The 15,940-nt window shown below is 69.5% G+C and carries 14 protein-coding genes (1 of these 14 cut by a window edge); 12 read left to right on the top strand and 2 right to left on the bottom strand.

Features of this window, described 5'->3' with window-relative positions:
• Positions 1–24: 24 nt before the first annotated feature.
• The 12 genes from argS (at position 25) to ABNQ38_RS29350 (ending at position 12,046) form a co-directional block, all read left to right on the top strand.
• Positions 25–1,785: an arginine--tRNA ligase gene (argS, locus tag ABNQ38_RS29405; protein WP_377810850.1), complete on the top strand. Its 1,761-nt coding sequence runs from the start codon at positions 25–27 to the stop codon at positions 1,783–1,785.
• A complete protein-coding gene (locus ABNQ38_RS29400; protein WP_377810849.1) occupies positions 1,782–2,864 on the top strand; it encodes an SPOR domain-containing protein in 1,083 nt (360 codons plus the stop codon). The genes argS and ABNQ38_RS29400 overlap by 4 nt, the downstream gene beginning before the upstream one ends.
• Complete coding sequence (gene nagZ / locus ABNQ38_RS29395; RefSeq protein WP_377810848.1) at positions 2,836–3,951, top strand: beta-N-acetylhexosaminidase; 1,116 nt, start codon at positions 2,836–2,838, stop codon at positions 3,949–3,951. The genes ABNQ38_RS29400 and nagZ overlap by 29 nt, the downstream gene beginning before the upstream one ends.
• Before the next feature lie 16 nt (positions 3,952–3,967).
• Positions 3,968–4,645 carry a site-2 protease family protein gene (locus ABNQ38_RS29390; RefSeq protein WP_377810847.1) on the top strand — a complete coding sequence of 226 codons (678 nt, stop codon included), beginning with the start codon at positions 3,968–3,970 and terminating at the stop codon, positions 4,643–4,645.
• An 11-nt stretch (positions 4,646–4,656) separates the two neighbouring features.
• Positions 4,657–5,487: a segregation and condensation protein A gene (locus tag ABNQ38_RS29385; protein WP_377810846.1), complete on the top strand. Its 831-nt coding sequence runs from the start codon at positions 4,657–4,659 to the stop codon at positions 5,485–5,487.
• On the top strand, positions 5,480–6,097 hold the full coding sequence (gene scpB / locus ABNQ38_RS29380) for an SMC-Scp complex subunit ScpB (RefSeq protein WP_377810845.1): 618 nt from the start codon (positions 5,480–5,482) through the stop codon (positions 6,095–6,097). Before ABNQ38_RS29385 ends, scpB begins: the two co-directional genes overlap by 8 nt.
• Positions 6,098–6,258: 161 nt before the next feature.
• On the top strand, positions 6,259–6,498 hold the full coding sequence (locus ABNQ38_RS29375; RefSeq protein WP_377810844.1) for a twin-arginine translocase TatA/TatE family subunit: 240 nt from the start codon (positions 6,259–6,261) through the stop codon (positions 6,496–6,498).
• Positions 6,499–6,571: 73 nt separating this feature from the next.
• Complete coding sequence (tatB, locus tag ABNQ38_RS29370; RefSeq protein WP_377810843.1) at positions 6,572–7,111, top strand: Sec-independent protein translocase protein TatB; 540 nt, start codon at positions 6,572–6,574, stop codon at positions 7,109–7,111.
• A 15-nt stretch (positions 7,112–7,126) separates the two neighbouring features.
• On the top strand, positions 7,127–7,915 hold the full coding sequence (gene tatC / locus ABNQ38_RS29365; RefSeq protein ID WP_377810842.1) for a twin-arginine translocase subunit TatC: 789 nt from the start codon (positions 7,127–7,129) through the stop codon (positions 7,913–7,915).
• Between the two features lie 184 nt (positions 7,916–8,099).
• The gene (gene alaS, locus ABNQ38_RS29360; RefSeq protein WP_377810841.1) at positions 8,100–10,769 is read left to right on the top strand and encodes an alanine--tRNA ligase; all 2,670 of its coding nucleotides are present in this window, start codon (positions 8,100–8,102) and stop codon (positions 10,767–10,769) included.
• Between the two features lie 74 nt (positions 10,770–10,843).
• The gene (locus ABNQ38_RS29355; RefSeq protein ID WP_042692172.1) at positions 10,844–11,176 is read left to right on the top strand and encodes a DHCW motif cupin fold protein; all 333 of its coding nucleotides are present in this window, start codon (positions 10,844–10,846) and stop codon (positions 11,174–11,176) included.
• A 27-nt stretch (positions 11,177–11,203) separates the two neighbouring features.
• Positions 11,204–12,046: a MoxR family ATPase gene (locus tag ABNQ38_RS29350; RefSeq protein ID WP_174475088.1), complete on the top strand. Its 843-nt coding sequence runs from the start codon at positions 11,204–11,206 to the stop codon at positions 12,044–12,046.
• An 18-nt stretch (positions 12,047–12,064) separates the two neighbouring features.
• Here the strand turns inward: ABNQ38_RS29350 and ABNQ38_RS29345 are convergent, their stop codons facing one another.
• Positions 12,065–15,850 carry an AAA family ATPase gene (locus ABNQ38_RS29345; protein WP_377810840.1) on the bottom strand — a complete coding sequence of 1,262 codons (3,786 nt, stop codon included), beginning with the start codon at positions 15,848–15,850 and terminating at the stop codon, positions 12,065–12,067.
• On the bottom strand, positions 15,850–15,940 hold the final stretch of the coding sequence (locus tag ABNQ38_RS29340) for an exonuclease SbcCD subunit D C-terminal domain-containing protein (protein ID WP_377810839.1). Its footprint extends 1,154 nt past the window's final position; 91 of the gene's 1,245 nt are visible here — the last part of the coding sequence; its start codon lies off the right edge, out of view; it ends in the stop codon at positions 15,850–15,852. Before ABNQ38_RS29340 ends, ABNQ38_RS29345 begins: the two co-directional genes overlap by 1 nt.

Raw genomic sequence — 15,940 nt, 5'->3', positions numbered from 1 at the left:
CTCCTGAAAAGACGACCTGAGACGATGAATATTTTCAAGGCCTTCGAGACCGATATTCGCAAGCTGCTGGAAGAGCTGGCCGCCGAGGGTGCCATCCCCGCCGGGTTGGACGGCAGCCGTCTGACGGTCGAGCCGCCGCGCGAGGCCTCGCATGGCGACCTGTCCACCAATGCCGCGATGATCCTGGCGAAGCCGGCGAAGATGGCGCCGCGCGCCCTGGCGGAGTTGCTGGTCGCCAAGCTGAAGGGCCGCGCCGACGTGGCGTCGGTCGAGATCGCCGGTCCGGGCTTCGTCAACCTGCGCCTGACGCCGGATGTCTGGCGCGACCGCATCCGCGACGTGCTGACCGCTGGCGCCGCCTATGGCGACAGCGATCTGGGCGGCAACACCCCGGTCAATGTGGAGTATGTGTCGGCCAACCCGACCGGCCCGCTGCATGCCGCCCATGGCCGCGGCGCGGTGTTCGGCGACGCGCTGGCCGCGCTGCTGCAGAAGGCCGGCTATGCCGTCACCCGCGAATACTACATCAACGATGCCGGCGCGCAGGTCGACGTGCTGGGCCGCTCCACCTTCATCCGCTACCGCGAGGCGCTGGGCGAGCAGGTCGGCGAGATCCCGGCCGGCCTCTATCCCGGCGAGTATCTGAAGGAGGTCGGCCAGGCGCTGGCCGAGCGCGACGGCAACCGCTGGGTCGGCACCGACGAGTCCGAATGGCTGCCTGCCTGCCGCGACTTCGCCATCGGCATGATCATGGGCTGGATCCGTGAGGATCTGGGCGCTCTCGGCGTCACGATGGACGTTTACAGCAGCGAGCGCGCGCTGGTGACGGCGGGGGCCGTCCAGACGGCGCTGGCGGCGCTGGAGGAACGCGGTCTGATCTACACCGGCGTGCTGGAGCCGCCCAAGGGCAAGAAGCCCGACGATTGGGAGCCGCGCCCGCAGACTCTGTTCAAGTCCAGCGACTTCGGCGACGACGTCGACCGGCCGTTGAAGAAATCCGACGGCTCCTTCACCTATTTCGCCAACGACATCGCCTACCACTACGACAAGTACCGGCGCGGTGCCGCATCGCTGATCGACGTGCTGGGCGCCGACCATGGCGGCTACGTCAAGCGCATGCAGGCGGCGACGCGGGCGATCTCCGGCGGCGAGGCCGAGCTGGACGTAAAGCTGTGCCAGCTGGTCCATCTGATGCAGAACGGCCAGCCGGTGAAGATGTCCAAGCGCGCCGGCACCTTCGTGACGCTGCGCGATGTCATCGATCAGGTCGGCAAGGACGTCGTCCGCTTCATCATGCTGACCCGTCGGAATGACCAGACGCTGGACTTCGACTTCGCCAAGGTGACGGAGCAGTCGAAGGACAACCCGGTCTTCTACGTGCAGTACGCCCACGCCCGCTGCCGGTCCGTCCTGCGCCATGCCGCGACCGCCCTGCCGCAGCTGGACCAGACGCCGGCCTCGCTCGCCGCCGCGGCGAACCTCGGCCGGCTGGACAGCGAAGAGGAGATGGCGCTCGCCAAGCGCATGGCCACCTGGCCGCGCGTGGTCGAGGCGGCGGCGGAGGCGCATGAGCCGCACCGCATCGCCTTCTTCCTCTACGACCTTGCCAGCGATTTCCACGCTCTGTGGAACCGGGGCCGCGACGACGCCTCGCTGCGCTTCCTGATCGAGGGCGATGCGGAACTGACGACGGCCCGTCTGGCGCTGATCGCAGCGGTGGCGACGGTCATCGCCTCTGGCCTGACGGTGATGGGCGTGGAACCGGTGGAGGAATTGCGTTCATGAAGTACGACGGCGACGTCAACTACGCGGCCAATCCCTATGGGATGCCGCCCCGACAGTCCGCCAACAGGCGCGGGCTGCTGGCGCTCGGCTTCGCCGTGGTCGGCGTCGTGACGTTCGCCGGTGCGGCGGTGATCGGGCTGCGCGGCCCGTCGCGGCTGTCCGGCGACGGGCCGCCGCTGCTGACCGCGGAAGCCGGCCCGTCCAAGGCCCGTCCCGACCAGCCGGGCGGGATGGAGGTGCCGCACCAGGACATCCTGGCCTATGAGCGGCTGCGCGACCATGACGGCGGCCGCGGCAATCAGGTGGAACGGCTGCTGCCGCCGCCGGAGGTGCCGCTGCCGCGCCCGGTGGTGACGCCGCAGATGCCGGCCGTGGTGCCGCTGCCCTCGGTGGCGTCGGTGGCCCAGCTGCCGCCGGGTGCCACCGCCACCGTCCCGCGCGACAACGTCGCCGCGGCGGTCGCGGCGGCTGCTCCGCTTGCGGCGCCGGAACCGGTGCCCGGTCTGCCCGCAGCCACGGCGACGGCGGTCGTTCCGGCCCCGGCGGCGCAGGCTCCGGCCATCCAAACTCCGCCCAGCGTCGCCGCCAAGCCGCAGCAGCCCCCGGCCGCTCCGGCCAAGCCGGCTCCGCAGCAGCAGGTCGCTTCGGTCGCCAAGCCTCCCGCACCGCCGGCCACGCCGCCGGCGCAGCAGAATGCCGCCCCGTCGATGGGGCAGCTGATCGCCAAGCTGGAAGCGGCCTCGATGCCGGCCTCTCCGGCCAAGGCCGCTCCCCAGCCGGCCAAGCCCGCTGCGGCGTCCGCTTCCACCTCCGCTCCGGCGGCCGGCGGCAGCGGCGGCTGGCGTGTCCAGCTGGCGTCGGTGCGCAGCGAGGGCGAGGCCACGGCCGAATGGCGCCGCCTTGCCGGCCGCCACCCCGACGCGCTCGGCGGGCTGTCGATGCAGGTCGCCAAGGTCGATCTGGGCGAGAAGGGCATCTTCTATCGGGTGCAGGGCGCCGGCGCCGACGAGACGCGGGCCAAGTCGGCTTGCGCCCAGCTGCGCGCGCAAAATGTGGGGTGTGTGGTTGTCCGTCCCTGATTCTACTAGCCCCGATTCCGTTGGACATGAGTCTGTGAGTTCCCCCCAGGTCTCCCACCCGCGCGCGGTCGTCTTCGGCTGCGCCGGGCTGGCGGTGACGGCCGACGAGGCGGCCTTCTTCCGCGATGCCGATCCGCTCGGTTTCATCCTGTTCCGCCGCAACTGCGACAGCCGCGACCAGATGCGCCGGCTGGTCGACGATCTGCGCGCCAGCGTCGGTCGGGCGGATGCCCCAGTCCTGATCGACCAGGAAGGCGGCCGGGTCGCACGCATGCGCCCGCCGCACTGGCCGGCCCATCCGCCGATGGGCGCGATCGGCGCGCTTGGCGAACGCGATGCCGCCGCCGGGCGCGAAGCCGCCCGAGAGGCCGCTTGGATCAACGGCCGTCTGCTCGCCCACATGCTGACGGAGGTCGGCATCACGGTGGATTGCGCCCCGGTCTGCGACGTTCCGGTGGAGGGCGCGCACGACATCATCGGCGACCGGGCTTTTTCGCGCGACCCCGCCTTAGTGATCGATCTCGCCCGCGCCACTGCCGACGGGCTGCTGGCCGGCGGGGTGCTGCCGGTGATCAAGCACATCCCCGGCCATGGCCGCGCCTTCACCGACAGCCATGCCGAGCTGCCGGTGGTCGAGGTCGACCGCGCCGCGCTGGAGGCGACCGACTTCGCCCCCTTCCGCGCGCTGGCCGACCTGCCGCTGGCGATGGTGGCCCATGTGGTGCTGAAGGCCATCGACCCGACCGCCCCCGCCAGCACCTCGGCGATTGTGGTGCGCGAGGTGGTGCGGGGGGCGTCCATCGGCTTTGGTGGCCTGCTGTTCAGCGACGATTTGTCGATGAATGCGCTGCGGGGCGACCCGAGGACGCGGGCCGAAGCGGTGCTGGCGGCCGGCATGGATGTCGTGCTCCACTGCAACGGCGATCTGGCCGAGATGCGGTCGATCCTCGGCGCCGTTCCGCTGCTGAGCGGCGTGGCGGCGGAGCGCTGGGCGCGGGCGGAAGCGATGCGCCATGCGCCGGAGGCAGCGGACATCGCGGCATTGACGAACCGGCTGGCCGAGCTTCTCGGCACGGCCCAGACCTGACGGACGGGAGCGGACGATGGAGGAATGGATCTTCCAGGTGACGGCCGTGGCCCTGCCGGCCATCCTTGCCATCACCATGCATGAGGCGGCGCACGGCTTCGTCGCCTGGAGGCTGGGCGACGACACCGCCTATCGGCTGGGCCGCGTCACCTTCAACCCGATCCGCCACATCGACCCGTTCGGCACGGTGCTGCTGCCGGCGCTGATGTATTTCACCACCGGCTTCGTCTTCGGCTGGGCCAAGCCGGTGCCGGTCAATTTCGCCCGGCTGGACCATCCGCGCCGCGACATGGTCTGGGTGGCGCTGGCCGGCCCGGGGACCAACTTCCTGCTGGCGGTGGCGTCGGCGGTGATCTGGCGGCTGGTCAATCCGGAAAACAGCTATATCGAGCTGTGGATCCGCTCCGCCGCCGAGGTCTCGGTCCTGGTCAACGTCATCCTGATGGTGTTCAACCTGATCCCGCTGCCGCCGCTGGACGGCGGGCGGGTCGCGGTCGGCATCCTGCCCGATGTCCTGGCGGTGCCGCTGGCGAAGCTGGAGCGTGTCGGGCTGCTGATCCTGATGGCGGCCTTCTTCCTGCTGCCGATGCTGGGGCGCCAGATCGGCATGGACCTCAGCGTCATGCATTGGGTGCTGGGTCCGCCCGTCGATGCGGTGATCGACTTCATCCGCGTCCTGACCGGCAACGACTGATAGGGTATCGAATGGCCGATCTGCTGGCCGAGTGTGGCGTCGACACCCCCGCGATTGCGGAGGAGTCGGCGTCCGAACAGCTGTTGCTGGTTCTGGACGGCTTCGAGGGGCCGCTCGACATGCTGCTGGCGCTGGGGCGCGACCAGAAGGTCGACCTGACGCGCATCTCCATCCTGGAACTGGCCGACCAGTATCTCCGCTTCGTGGCGGAGGCGCGGAAAGTGCGGCTGGAGCTGGCCGCCGACTATCTGGTGATGGCGGCGTGGCTGGCCTATCTGAAGTCGCGGCTGCTGCTGCCCGAGCCGGAAGGGGAGGAGCCGTCCGGCGAGGACATGGCCGCGGCGCTCGCCTTCCAGCTCCAACGGCTGGAAGCGATGAAGGGTGTCGCCGAGAAGCTGTTCGCCCGCCCGCGACTGGGCATCGACCTCCACCCGCGCGGCGCGCCGGAGGATCTGGACCTGCGCCGCAAGTCGGTCTACGAGGTCACGCTGTTCGACCTGCTGCGCGCCTACGGCCAGCAGCGCGCCCGCAAGGAATCCGGCGTCCTGCACATCGCCCCGGTTCGCCTCTATTCGATGGAGGAGGCGGTGCGGCGTCTGTCCTTGCTGCTGGGCCGCATGCCGGACTGGGCGACGCTGGCGAGCTTCCTGCCGGGCGGGGAAGGCGGCGGGCTGCTGACCCGCTCGGCGCTCGCCGCGCATTTCGCCGCGACGCTGGAACTGGCCAAGGCCGGCCGGGTCGAACTGCGCCAGGAGGGCGCCTTCGCCCCGCTCTATGTCCGCGGGCGGGCTCCCGGTTCCCAGGACGGCGACATTTCGGAAGAAGCGCAATCGCATGATTAAGGAAGTCACCGACGCCCACGAGGCGGAGGCCCGCATCGGCAAGCTGCGCCTGCTGGAAGCCCTGCTGTTCGCATCGTCCGAGCCGCTGGACGAGGAGACGCTGGCCGGCCGCATCGGGCCGGAGGCCGGCCTGCTGCTGGAGGAACTGCGCGCCCATTACGCCCCCCGCGGCGTCAATCTGGTGCGCACCGGCGGCGGCTGGGCCTTCCGCACCGCGGTCGATCTGGCGCCGGAACTGCGGCGCGAGGAGGAGGTGTCGCGCAAGCTGTCCCGCGCGGCCATCGAGACACTGGCGATCATCGCCTACCACCAGCCGGTGACCCGCGGCGAGATCGAATCCATCCGCGGTGTCGCGACCAGCAAGGGCACGCTGGACCTGCTGATGGAGCATGGCTGGATCCGGCCTGGCAAGCGGCGGGAGACGCCGGGCCGGCCGCTGACCTGGATCACCACCGACGATTTCCTCGACCATTTCGGGCTGGAGACCTTGCGCGACCTGCCCAGCGTCGACGACCTGCGCGCCGCCGGCCTGCTGGACAGCCGTCCGGTGCTGCTGGGTCTGGGGGCGACGGCCGACGACAGCGCGCTCGGGACGGGCGACGAGACCTAAGCCTCAGGCGGGGGCTCGGTTTTTCTCCGGCGCCCGCGCGAATTCCCGTGAAACCTCAATGACAACCGGTTAAGGATGGTGGGGCGAACGTTGCGGCACCCTGGCCTTTCTGCCATAGTGCCGGCCCGCCGCAAAGGCCGTTCAAACGTGATAGGCGCGCCATGGGTTCTTTCAGCATCTGGCACTGGATCATCGTTCTTCTGATCGTTCTTCTGCTGTTCGGCGCCGGTAAGCTGCCGAAGGTGATGGGCGATCTCGCCAAGGGCGTGAAGTCCTTCAAGGCGGGGCTGCAGGACGACAGCGACGATGCCGCTCCCGGCGCCAACGCCAAAACCATTCCGAACCAGCCGGCCAACACGGCCGAAGCCGCGGCCAAGAAGGACGAGGCGGTCCGCAGCTGACCGGCAGGCGTGCGGTCGACCCTCCGGGCGCCGCACGCCACCCTGCCCACCGCATTCGTGAAGCCGGAAGAACATGTTCGACATCGCTTGGTCCGAACTGATGGTGATCGCCGTCATCGCCCTTGTGGTCATTGGACCCAAGGATCTGCCCAAGGCGATCTTCACGCTCGGCAAATGGGTGCGTAAGGCACGGGTCGTCGCGCGCGAGTTCCAGACGCACATCGACGACATGATGCGGGAAACCGAGTTGGACGAGCTTCGCAAGGAAGCGCTGAAGACCCGCGACCTGAACATCAAGAAGATGATGGAGGACACCATCGACCCGAAGGGGGAGGTGGGCAACGCCTTCGACGCCAAGGAATTCGACGTGGGCCTGAACGGCCATGCCGGCAGCACGCCTGAACCGGACCTGCCCCAGGCGCCGACCCCGCAGCCGCCGACACCGGCTGCTCCGGCCGTGACGGATAGCGTGGGGCCGGCCGGTGCGCCGTCGCCGATCACGACCTCGCCGATCACCACCGAACCCGCTCCGCCGGCCCCGGTGCCGCAGCCCGCTCCGGCCCCGCGGCCGGACGTTGTGGCCGCCGCCCAGCCGACCGACAAGCAGACCTGAAGACAAAGACGGCCCATGACCGGCGATACGCAGCAGGACGAACTCGAAGACAGCAAGATGCCGCTGATCGATCATCTGATCGAGCTGCGGAACCGGCTGATGTGGGCGATCGGCGCAATCCTGATCGCCTTCCTGCTGTGCTATGCGGTGTCGGACAAGATCTACAATTTCCTGGTCCAGCCGCTCGCCGACATCCTGGCGGGGCAGGGGCGCCGGATGATCTACACCGGCCTGACCGAAGCCTTCTTCACCTATGTGAAGGTGGCGTTCTGGGCCGGCTGCTTCATCTCCTTCCCGGTGATCGCCAGCCAGATCTGGATGTTCGTGGCGCCCGGCCTCTACAAGCACGAGCGCAAGGCGTTCCTGCCCTTCCTGATCGCCACCCCGGTGATGTTCCTGACCGGTGCCGGCATTGTCTATTACTTCATCTTCCCGATGGCCTGGCGCTTCTTCCTGGGCTTCGAGTTCCACCCGGACGGCAGCAACGCCCTGCCCATCGAGTTCGAGGCGCGCGTCGGCGAATATCTGCATCTGGTGATGTCGCTGATCTTCGCCTTCGGCATCGCCTTCCAGCTGCCGGTGCTGCTCACCCTGCTGGTCCGCGTCGGCATCATCAGCACCGACGCACTGGCGTCCAAGCGGCGCTACGCCATCGTCGGCGCCTTCATCGCCGCCGCGGTGCTGACCCCGCCCGACGTCATCAGCCAGGTCAGTCTGGCGCTGCCGCTGATCGCGCTCTACGAGATCGCGATCATCATCGGGCGCCGGATTGAAAAGGCGCGGGCCGCAACGGAAGCCGAGTGATCGGCGGCAACGCGCCCGCAGCATTTTGTCATCGGCAAATCGCCAGGGGCAATTCGCCGGTGGCAATTTGCCTGCCGTGACCTAGGGTAATAATCCGTCCGTCGTGGACATGCCGCCATTCTCGCGCTAAAAGCACGGTTCGGCCAACAAAAGGCCTCAGCCGCGCACCCGGAGCCTTGACCGTATGCAGACCGCCAACGACATCCGTCGCACGTTCCTGGATTTCTTCGCCAAGCAGGGCCATCAGAAGGTCGATTCGTCGCCGCTCGTGCCGCGCAACGACCCGACGCTGATGTTCACCAACGCCGGCATGGTCCAGTTCAAGAACGTCTTCACCGGTGCCGAGACGCGGCCCTACCGGCGCGCGACCACCTCGCAGAAATGCGTGCGCGCCGGCGGCAAGCACAACGACCTCGACAATGTCGGCTACACCGCGCGGCACCACACCTTCTTCGAGATGCTGGGGAACTTCTCCTTCGGCGATTATTTCAAGGACGACGCCATCGCGTTCGCCTGGAATCTGATCACCAAGGAATACGGCCTGCCGGCCGACAAGCTGCTGGTGACGGTCCACACCTCGGACGAGGACGCGGCGGGCATCTGGCGCAAGGTCGCCGGCCTGTCGGACGACCGCATCATCCGCATCCCGACCGACGACAATTTCTGGCGCATGGGCGACACCGGCCCCTGCGGTCCCTGCTCCGAGATCTTCTTCGACCACGGCCCGTCGATTGCCGGCGGCCCGCCGGGCAGCCCGGACCAGGACGGCGACCGCTTCATCGAGATCTGGAACCTGGTGTTCATGCAGTATGAACAGCTGGGTCCGGACAATCTGGTGCCGCTGCCCAGGCCGTCCATCGACACCGGCATGGGGCTGGAGCGTCTGGCCGCCGTCCTGCAGGGCAAGCACGACAACTACGACATCGACCTGATGCGGGCGCTGATCACGGCGTCGGCCGAGGCGACCAAGACCTCGCCGGACGGCGCGCATGCCGTGTCGCACCGCGTTATCGCCGACCATCTGCGCTCGACCTCCTTCCTGATCGCCGACGGCGTGCTGCCGTCGAACGAAGGCCGCGGCTATGTGCTGCGCCGCATCATGCGCCGCGCCATGCGCCACGCCCACATGATCGGCGCGCGCGAGCCGCTGATGCACCGTCTGGTCCCGGCGCTGATCCAGCAGATGGGCGACGCCTATCCGGAGCTGAACCGCGCCCGCGCCCTGATCGTCGAGACGCTGAAGCTGGAGGAGACCCGCTTCAAGCAGACGCTGGAGCGCGGCCTGCGCCTGCTGGAGGACGAGGTCGGCCATCTGGGCGAAGGCCAGCCGCTGGCCGGCGACGTCGCCTTCAAGCTGTACGACACCTACGGCTTCCCGCTCGACCTGACGCAGGACGTTCTGCGCGGCCAGGGCCGTGGCGTCGACGAGGCCGGCTTCAAGGCAGCGATGGACGAGCAGCGCCGCAAGGCCCGCGAATCCTGGGCCGGCTCGGGCGAGGTCGGCACCGAGAAGCTGTGGTACGAGATCAAGGACGAGCTGGGCGCCACCGAGTTCTTCGGCTACGACACCGAAGTTGCCGAAGGCAAGGTGACCGCCATCGTCAAGGGCGATGCCCGCGTCGAAGCGGCCAATGCCGGCGATCAGGTGCTGGTCGTCGTCAACCAGACGCCCTTCTACGGCGAATCGGGCGGTCAGGTCGGCGATGCCGGCGTGATCTTCTCCGCCGGCGGGGCCGAGGTCGCGGTGTCCGACACGCTGAAGAAGCTGGGCGCCGTGTGGGCCCATGTCGGCACGGTCACCAAGGGCACGCTCAAGGTCGGCGATGTTGTCGAGCTGCGCGTGGATACCGAGCGCCGCTCCGCCATCCGCGCCAACCACTCCGCCACCCACCTGCTGCATGAGGCGCTGCGCCATCGCCTGGGCGACCATGTCACCCAGAAGGGCTCGCTGGTCGCGCCCGAGCGTCTGCGTTTCGACATCAGCCAGCCGACCGGCCTGACCGGTGCCGACATCGCCGCCATCGAGGACGAGGTGAACCGCCGCGTGCTCGCCAACAGCGAGGTCATCACCCGCCTGATGTCCCCGGACGAGGCCCGCGCCCAGGGCGCCATGGCGCTGTTCGGCGAGAAGTACGGCGACGAGGTCCGCGTCGTCTCGATGGGCGGCCCGCATGGCGAGCAGGATCGCGATTACTCCATCGAGCTGTGCGGCGGCACCCATGTCCGCCGCACCGGCGACATCGGCGTGTTCAAGATCGTCTCCGAAGGCGCTGTCGCCGCTGGCGTCCGCCGCATCGAGGCGCTGACCGGTACCGGCGCCAAGGCGTGGCTGTCCGAGCGCGACCATCTGCTGACCGAGGCGGCGAGCGTCCTCAAGGTCAAGCCGGATGAGGTTCCAACCCGTGTCGCCGCTCTGGTCGAGGAGCGCCGCAAGATGGAGCGCGAGCTGGCCGACCTGCGTCGCCAAGTGGCGATGGGGGGCGGCGCCAAGGCCGACGGCGGCAACGAGGCCAAGGACGTCGCCGGCGTCAAGGTCGCCGCCCGCGTGGTCGAAGGCCTGCCGGCCAAGGACCTGAAGCCGATGGCCGACGAGCTGAAGAAGCAGGTCGGCTCCGGCGTCGTCGTGCTGATCGCCTCGAACGAGGGCAAGGCCTCCATCGTCATCGGCGTGACCGACGACCTGACCGCGACCCTCAGCGCCGTCGATCTGGTCCGTGTCGGCGCCGAGGCGCTGGGCGGCAAGGGCGGCGGCGGCCGGCCGGACATGGCGCAGGCCGGCGGCCCCGACGCCTCGCTGGCGCCGGCGGCCATCGAGTCCATCGAAAAGGCGATTGCGGCCAGGAAGGCCTCCTGATCCCGATGGACACAGGCCCCCGGATCGCTCCAGGGGCCGTTTTTCTGTTTGTGCCGTCTTGATAAGGTCCGGCGATGGAACTCCCGACTCTTCCCTTCACCGTGACCGACTGGTCCGCCGTTCCCGTCACCGAACATCCGGGCGAGACCGGGCTTGCCCGCTGGCGCAGCTTTCACGCCGGGGAATTACGGGTGCGGCTGGTCGAATACACGCCTGGCTATCTGGCCGACCATTGGTGCGACCGCGGCCATGTGCTGTTCGTGGTCAGCGGCGAGCTGATCACCGAGCTGAAGGATGGCCGCCGCTTCGTCCTGACCGCCGGCATGAGCTATCAGGTCTCCGATTTCGGCGACCATCCGCACCGATCCTCGACCGAAATCGGCGCCACCCTGTTTATCGTCGACTGAAACGCCTTCGCTTGAGGGAGCCTGTCCATGCGCTTCACCGGTACCGACCGCTATGTCGCCACCGACGATCTGATGGTGGCGGTCAATGCCGCCATAACGCTGGAGCGGCCGCTTCTGGTGAAGGGCGAGCCGGGCACCGGCAAGACGGTGCTGGCGGTGGAGATCGCCCGCGCGCTGAACAAGCCGCTGCTGTCCTGGCACGTCAAATCGACCACCAAGGCGCAGCAGGGCCTCTACGAATACGATGCGGTCAGCCGGCTGCGCGACAGCCAACTGGGCGAGGCGAAGGTCCATGACATCGCCAACTACATCGTCCGCGGCAAGCTGTGGGAAGCCTTCGAAGCGCCGGACTCCCCGGTCCTGCTGATCGACGAGATCGACAAGGCCGACATCGAGTTTCCCAACGACCTGCTGCTGGAACTCGACCGCATGGAGTTCCACGTCTACGAAACGCGCCAGACGATCAAGGCGGCCAAGCGCCCCATCGTCATCGTCACGTCCAACAACGAGAAGGAACTGCCGGACGCCTTCCTGCGCCGCTGCTTCTTCCACTACATCCGCTTCCCCGAGCGCGAGACGATGGAGCGCATCGTCGAGGTTCATTATCCCGGCCTGAAGTCGGCCCTGCTGCGCGAGGCTTTGAACCTGTTCTACGATCTGCGCGAGGTTCCGGGCCTGAAGAAGAAGCCCTCCACCTCGGAGCTGCTGGACTGGATCAAGCTGCTGATGGTCGAGGATGTCGATCCGGAGACCCTGCGCGCCAAGGATGCCCGCACGCTGATCCCGCCGCTGTGCGGTGCGCTGCTGAAGAACGAGCAGGACGTGCACACGCTGGAAAGGCTGGCGTTCCTGGCCAAGCGGGGGCGGTGAGGGGCTGCCGCCTGCCCCTCAAACCCCCTCCATCTCCTCCAGCGCCGGTCCCAGCGTCGTTCCGGCGACCGACTGCACCGTCACCCGGCTGCGCCCGCCGCCCAGCGGCAACACGCGGATCTGCGTGCCGATGCGCTCGACCATCGCCGGCACGTGGCTGATGACGCCGACCTGACGCCCGCCGGCCTGCAATGCTTCCAGGCAGGACAGCGCCACGTCCAGGCTGTCGGGATCGAGCGTGCCGAACCCCTCGTCGATGAACAGCGTGCCGATCCCGCCGGAGGTCCCCGCCGCCATCGCCGACAGCCCGAGCGCCAAGGCCAGCGACACCAGGAACAGTTCGCCGCCCGACAGGCTGTGCACGCCGCGCCGCTCGTCGCCCATTTCGCGGTCGACCACCTGGATCTCCAGATCGGCCCCGGCCACCCGTTCCAGCCGATAACGGCGGGCGAGATCCTCCAGATGCCGGTTGGCATGGGTCAGCAGCAGGTCCAGGCTCAGGCTCTGGGCGAAGTTGCGCATCTTCTGCCCGGTCGACGAACCGATCAGCTGTGCCATCTTGCCCCACAGCGCACAGCGCGCCTGCTGCGCCTCGATGTCCGCCGTCAGCCCGGCCAGCCGCTGCCGGTTGGCATCGTCCGCCTCAAGCCGTCCGCGCGCCGAGCCCAAGCGGTCGCGGTCGCGCTCCAGCACCGCACGGATGCGCTCCGCCGCAGCCCCAGCCTCCTCGACGCTCTGTGCCGGACGACCCGCGGCATGATGGTCGCCGCGCTGACGCCGCCGTTCGGCGACCACCAGGGCGGCATCGCCGCGTGCCCGCTCCAGCACCGCCAGCGCCAGCTCTTCCGCTTCCAGTTCGCTTTCGGGCGCAGCCAGCAGCCGGCGGACCTCCTCCAACCCGACCCCGCGCCCGGCGGCCGCGCGGTCCAACCGCACGCCGGCGGTCCGGGCCTTGTCGGTGCAGCGTCTCGCCGCCTCGCCGCGGGTTTCCCGCTCCTGTTCCGCGGCCGACAGTCGGGCGATGGCGTCCTGCCGTGCAAAGGTGGCCTTCTCGACCAGGGCTTCGGCTTCATGCTTCTGCGCGGCCAGTGCTGTCCGCACTTCCGACACCGGCCGTCCGCCCAGCACGGCACCGCGCGCCGTCCGGGCTTCCGCCAGCCGCCCGGCGAGATCGGCTGCCCGATTGCGCGCCTCGTCCTCCGCCCGCTGCGCAGCCTCACGTTCGGCGCTCTGCACCGCCCGCTCGCCGCTCGCCCGCTCGACCTCGCGGGCGGCACGGGCCTGACCGTCGCTCTTCTCGCGATAGTCGCTTACCCGCCTTGCCAAAGCGGCCCGGTAGCCCTCCGGGTCCCGCTCCAGCAGGGCCTGCCACCCGGCTTCTCCCGCCAAGCCGTCAGCCAGTTCGGCCAGCGCGGAGTCCCGGTCGGCCTGCGCCCGCTCCAGCGCCGCCGCCGCCAGGGCCAGGGCCTGCCGCCCGTCAGCCAGCCGCTGTCGGGTCGCCTCGCACTCGCTTGCCAGACCGGCGGCCGCGGTTTCCAGCCGCCGATGCTCCAACTGCGCCGCATCCAGCCGCCGACGATGGTCGAGCGCCTGCTCCTCATCCTGTGCGATGGCGGCCATCCGGCGGTCCACCGCATCGACTTGCCCGCGGATGGCCATGAGGATGTCTGTGTGTGTGCCGGTGAGCGTTCCGCCCTCGGTATCCCAATTGACGGCCGCCGCCTGCGCGGCCCAGCGCGCTTCAAGCCCGTCGGCCTCCCGCGCCATCGTCATCAGCCGTGCGGTCAGCGCTTCGGCCCCCTTGCGCGCCGCCAGTTCCGCCGCTTCCAGTGCCGCATGCCGGGCCACCGTCGCGGCCAGGGCCTCGCGCAATCCGGCAAGATGCGTTTCCTGATCCCGCGTCACCCGGCCCAGCGGCGTCGCTCCCGCGCCCGCCCAGGGATGATCCGCCGATCCGCAGACCGGGCAAGGCTCGCCTTCGACCAGCCGGCCACGCAGGCTTTCGACATCCTCGCGCTGGGCCAGCAGCAGCCGTTGCAGGGTACGCTCCGCCTCCACCACCGCGGCCTGCCGTCCGGCCCGGCTTTCAGCAAGCTCCCGCGCCGCCGTTCCGTCGCGTTCCGCCTCGTCCAGCAACCGCAGCCGCTCTCCGTCCGCGGCGGTGCGCTCGGCCTCCAGCCGTTGCAGCGCTTCTCCGGTGGCCAGCAGCGCCAGCAGCCCGTCGCGCCGTCGTCCGGCCTCCGACCGCGCTCGCCGCGCCTCCTCCAGCGACGGCACCGCTATGCCGCGCAAGCCGTCCAGCGCCTGCTCGGCCGAACGGCAGCGCTCCCGCGCATCGGCCAGCCGGCCTTCCACGGTGCGTGCCGCGGCTTCGGTCGCCGCAAGCTCCCGCTCCAGCCGCTGGCGCTCCTGCGCGGCGGCCTTTCCGCTCCGTCCATCGGCGACGATGCGCGCCAGCAGCCGGTCCCAGCGCTCCCACTGTCCGGCCACCGCCGCGAAGCCAGCCTGCTCCCGCAGCCAGACCTCCAGCCTTGCAGCATCGGTGCGGGCCGAGGACAGCGTGGCGTCGATATCCTGCAGTGTCTTCCGCAGCGCGATGCTGCGCTGGACCGCGGCCTTCACCGCCGCGTCGGCGGTCCTCTGCTCGCCGGTCAGGGTTGCGATCCGTCCATCCAGGTCGGCCGCGCGGTCAAGTTCGGGTTCGGCCCTGGCCTGCTCGGCGCAGGCCGCCTCGAAGCGCCGCCGGGCCTCGCCATGGCGGCCGGTTGCCTCATCCACCGCCAGCCGTGCCGCGGTCAGGGCCGTCTCTGCCCGTTCGACCGCCGCCGCGGCTTCTGCCGCCTCGTCGCGCGCACGGTCGGCATCCGCAAGCACCGGCCGCAGCGGCTGCAACCCGCGCAGCGCGACCGCCGCGTTGCGCCGCTCCTCCGCGTCGCTCCATGCGTGCTCCGCCGTTTCGGCCGCCTCGACCGCCTTGCTTTCCGCCGCCGCGAGCTGGCTGTCGCGCTCATGCCAAGCCAGCGCCGCCTGGGCGAGCGCCAACGCCTGTTCGCCGCTCCGCACCGCCTCAGCCGCCTCGCCGGCTTCGGCTTGCAGGGCAGTCCGGTCGTCGTCGCTCAGCACCCCGATGCCGCCGCCCTGCGCCACCAACCTGTCGAGCGCCTGCTTCTCCGCAGTCGACCGCTCATGTGCCGCAATCGACAGGCGCGAGTAAATCTCAGTCCCTGTCAGCAGTTCCAGCAGGGCGGAGCGGTCGCGCGGCGGAGCCTTCAGGAAGGTGGCGAAGTCGCCCTGGGCCAGGAGGACCGCGCGCCGGAACTGTTCGAATGTAAGGCCGAGCCGCCGCTCGATCTCTTCCTGTATGCTTTTCTTACCGTCGCCGAAGCGGTGCTCGCCGTCCAGGCTGCTCAGAGACCTGCTCTGCTTTTGCAACGCGCCTTGAGCCTTCTGCCGCGCCCGCCTCACCTCCCAACGGGCGCGATAGGCCTCGCCGTCGATGCCGATGAAATCCACCTCGGCCCAGCCGAAACCCGCGCCGCGCCGCAGGATCGTTCGCACGTCGGTGGTGCGGATGCTGTTGGGATCGCCCTCCGGCCCCAGCATCTCGCCGCGCCCTTCCGGCAGCCGCGGCATGCTGTCGAACAGGGCGAGGCACAGGGCATCCAGGATGGTGCTCTTGCCGGCGCCGGTCGGTCCGGTGATGGCGAACAGCCCGGCCCGTTGCAGCGGCTCCCGGTCGAAATCGATCGCGAAGGGGCCGTCCAGGCTGGTCAGGTTGGCGCCGCGAACCGCGAGAATCCGCATCACATCGTCTCCTGCACGCCGGTCAGCAGCTCATGGAAGGCCGCCATCAGGTCCGGTTCGGGATCGCCGTCGTGGCTGCGGCGGTAGAGA

Source organism: Azospirillum sp. A29 (genome assembly GCF_042604625.1).
GTDB classification, from domain to species: Bacteria; Pseudomonadota; Alphaproteobacteria; order Azospirillales; family Azospirillaceae; genus Azospirillum; species Azospirillum palustre.
Note: the sequence above shows the minus strand (reverse complement) of the source record. Positions and strands in the feature narration are given on the sequence as shown.

Excerpts from the sequence above, each read along its gene's own strand:
- argS (WP_377810850.1), top strand. The coding sequence starts at position 25 with ATGAATATTTTCAAGGCCTTCGAGACCGATATTCGCAAGCTGCTGGAA.
- ABNQ38_RS29400 (WP_377810849.1), top strand. The coding sequence starts at position 1,782 with ATGAAGTACGACGGCGACGTCAACTACGCGGCCAATCCCTATGGGATG.
- nagZ (WP_377810848.1), top strand. The coding sequence starts at position 2,836 with ATGTGGGGTGTGTGGTTGTCCGTCCCTGATTCTACTAGCCCCGATTCC.
- ABNQ38_RS29390 (WP_377810847.1), top strand. The coding sequence starts at position 3,968 with ATGGAGGAATGGATCTTCCAGGTGACGGCCGTGGCCCTGCCGGCCATC.
- ABNQ38_RS29385 (WP_377810846.1), top strand. The coding sequence starts at position 4,657 with ATGGCCGATCTGCTGGCCGAGTGTGGCGTCGACACCCCCGCGATTGCG.
- scpB (WP_377810845.1), top strand. The coding sequence starts at position 5,480 with ATGATTAAGGAAGTCACCGACGCCCACGAGGCGGAGGCCCGCATCGGC.
- ABNQ38_RS29375 (WP_377810844.1), top strand. The coding sequence starts at position 6,259 with ATGGGTTCTTTCAGCATCTGGCACTGGATCATCGTTCTTCTGATCGTT.
- tatB (WP_377810843.1), top strand. The coding sequence starts at position 6,572 with ATGTTCGACATCGCTTGGTCCGAACTGATGGTGATCGCCGTCATCGCC.
- tatC (WP_377810842.1), top strand. The coding sequence starts at position 7,127 with ATGACCGGCGATACGCAGCAGGACGAACTCGAAGACAGCAAGATGCCG.
- alaS (WP_377810841.1), top strand. The coding sequence starts at position 8,100 with ATGCAGACCGCCAACGACATCCGTCGCACGTTCCTGGATTTCTTCGCC.
- ABNQ38_RS29355 (WP_042692172.1), top strand. The coding sequence starts at position 10,844 with ATGGAACTCCCGACTCTTCCCTTCACCGTGACCGACTGGTCCGCCGTT.
- ABNQ38_RS29350 (WP_174475088.1), top strand. The coding sequence starts at position 11,204 with ATGCGCTTCACCGGTACCGACCGCTATGTCGCCACCGACGATCTGATG.
- ABNQ38_RS29345 (WP_377810840.1), bottom strand. The coding sequence starts at position 15,850 with ATGCGGATTCTCGCGGTTCGCGGCGCCAACCTGACCAGCCTGGACGGC.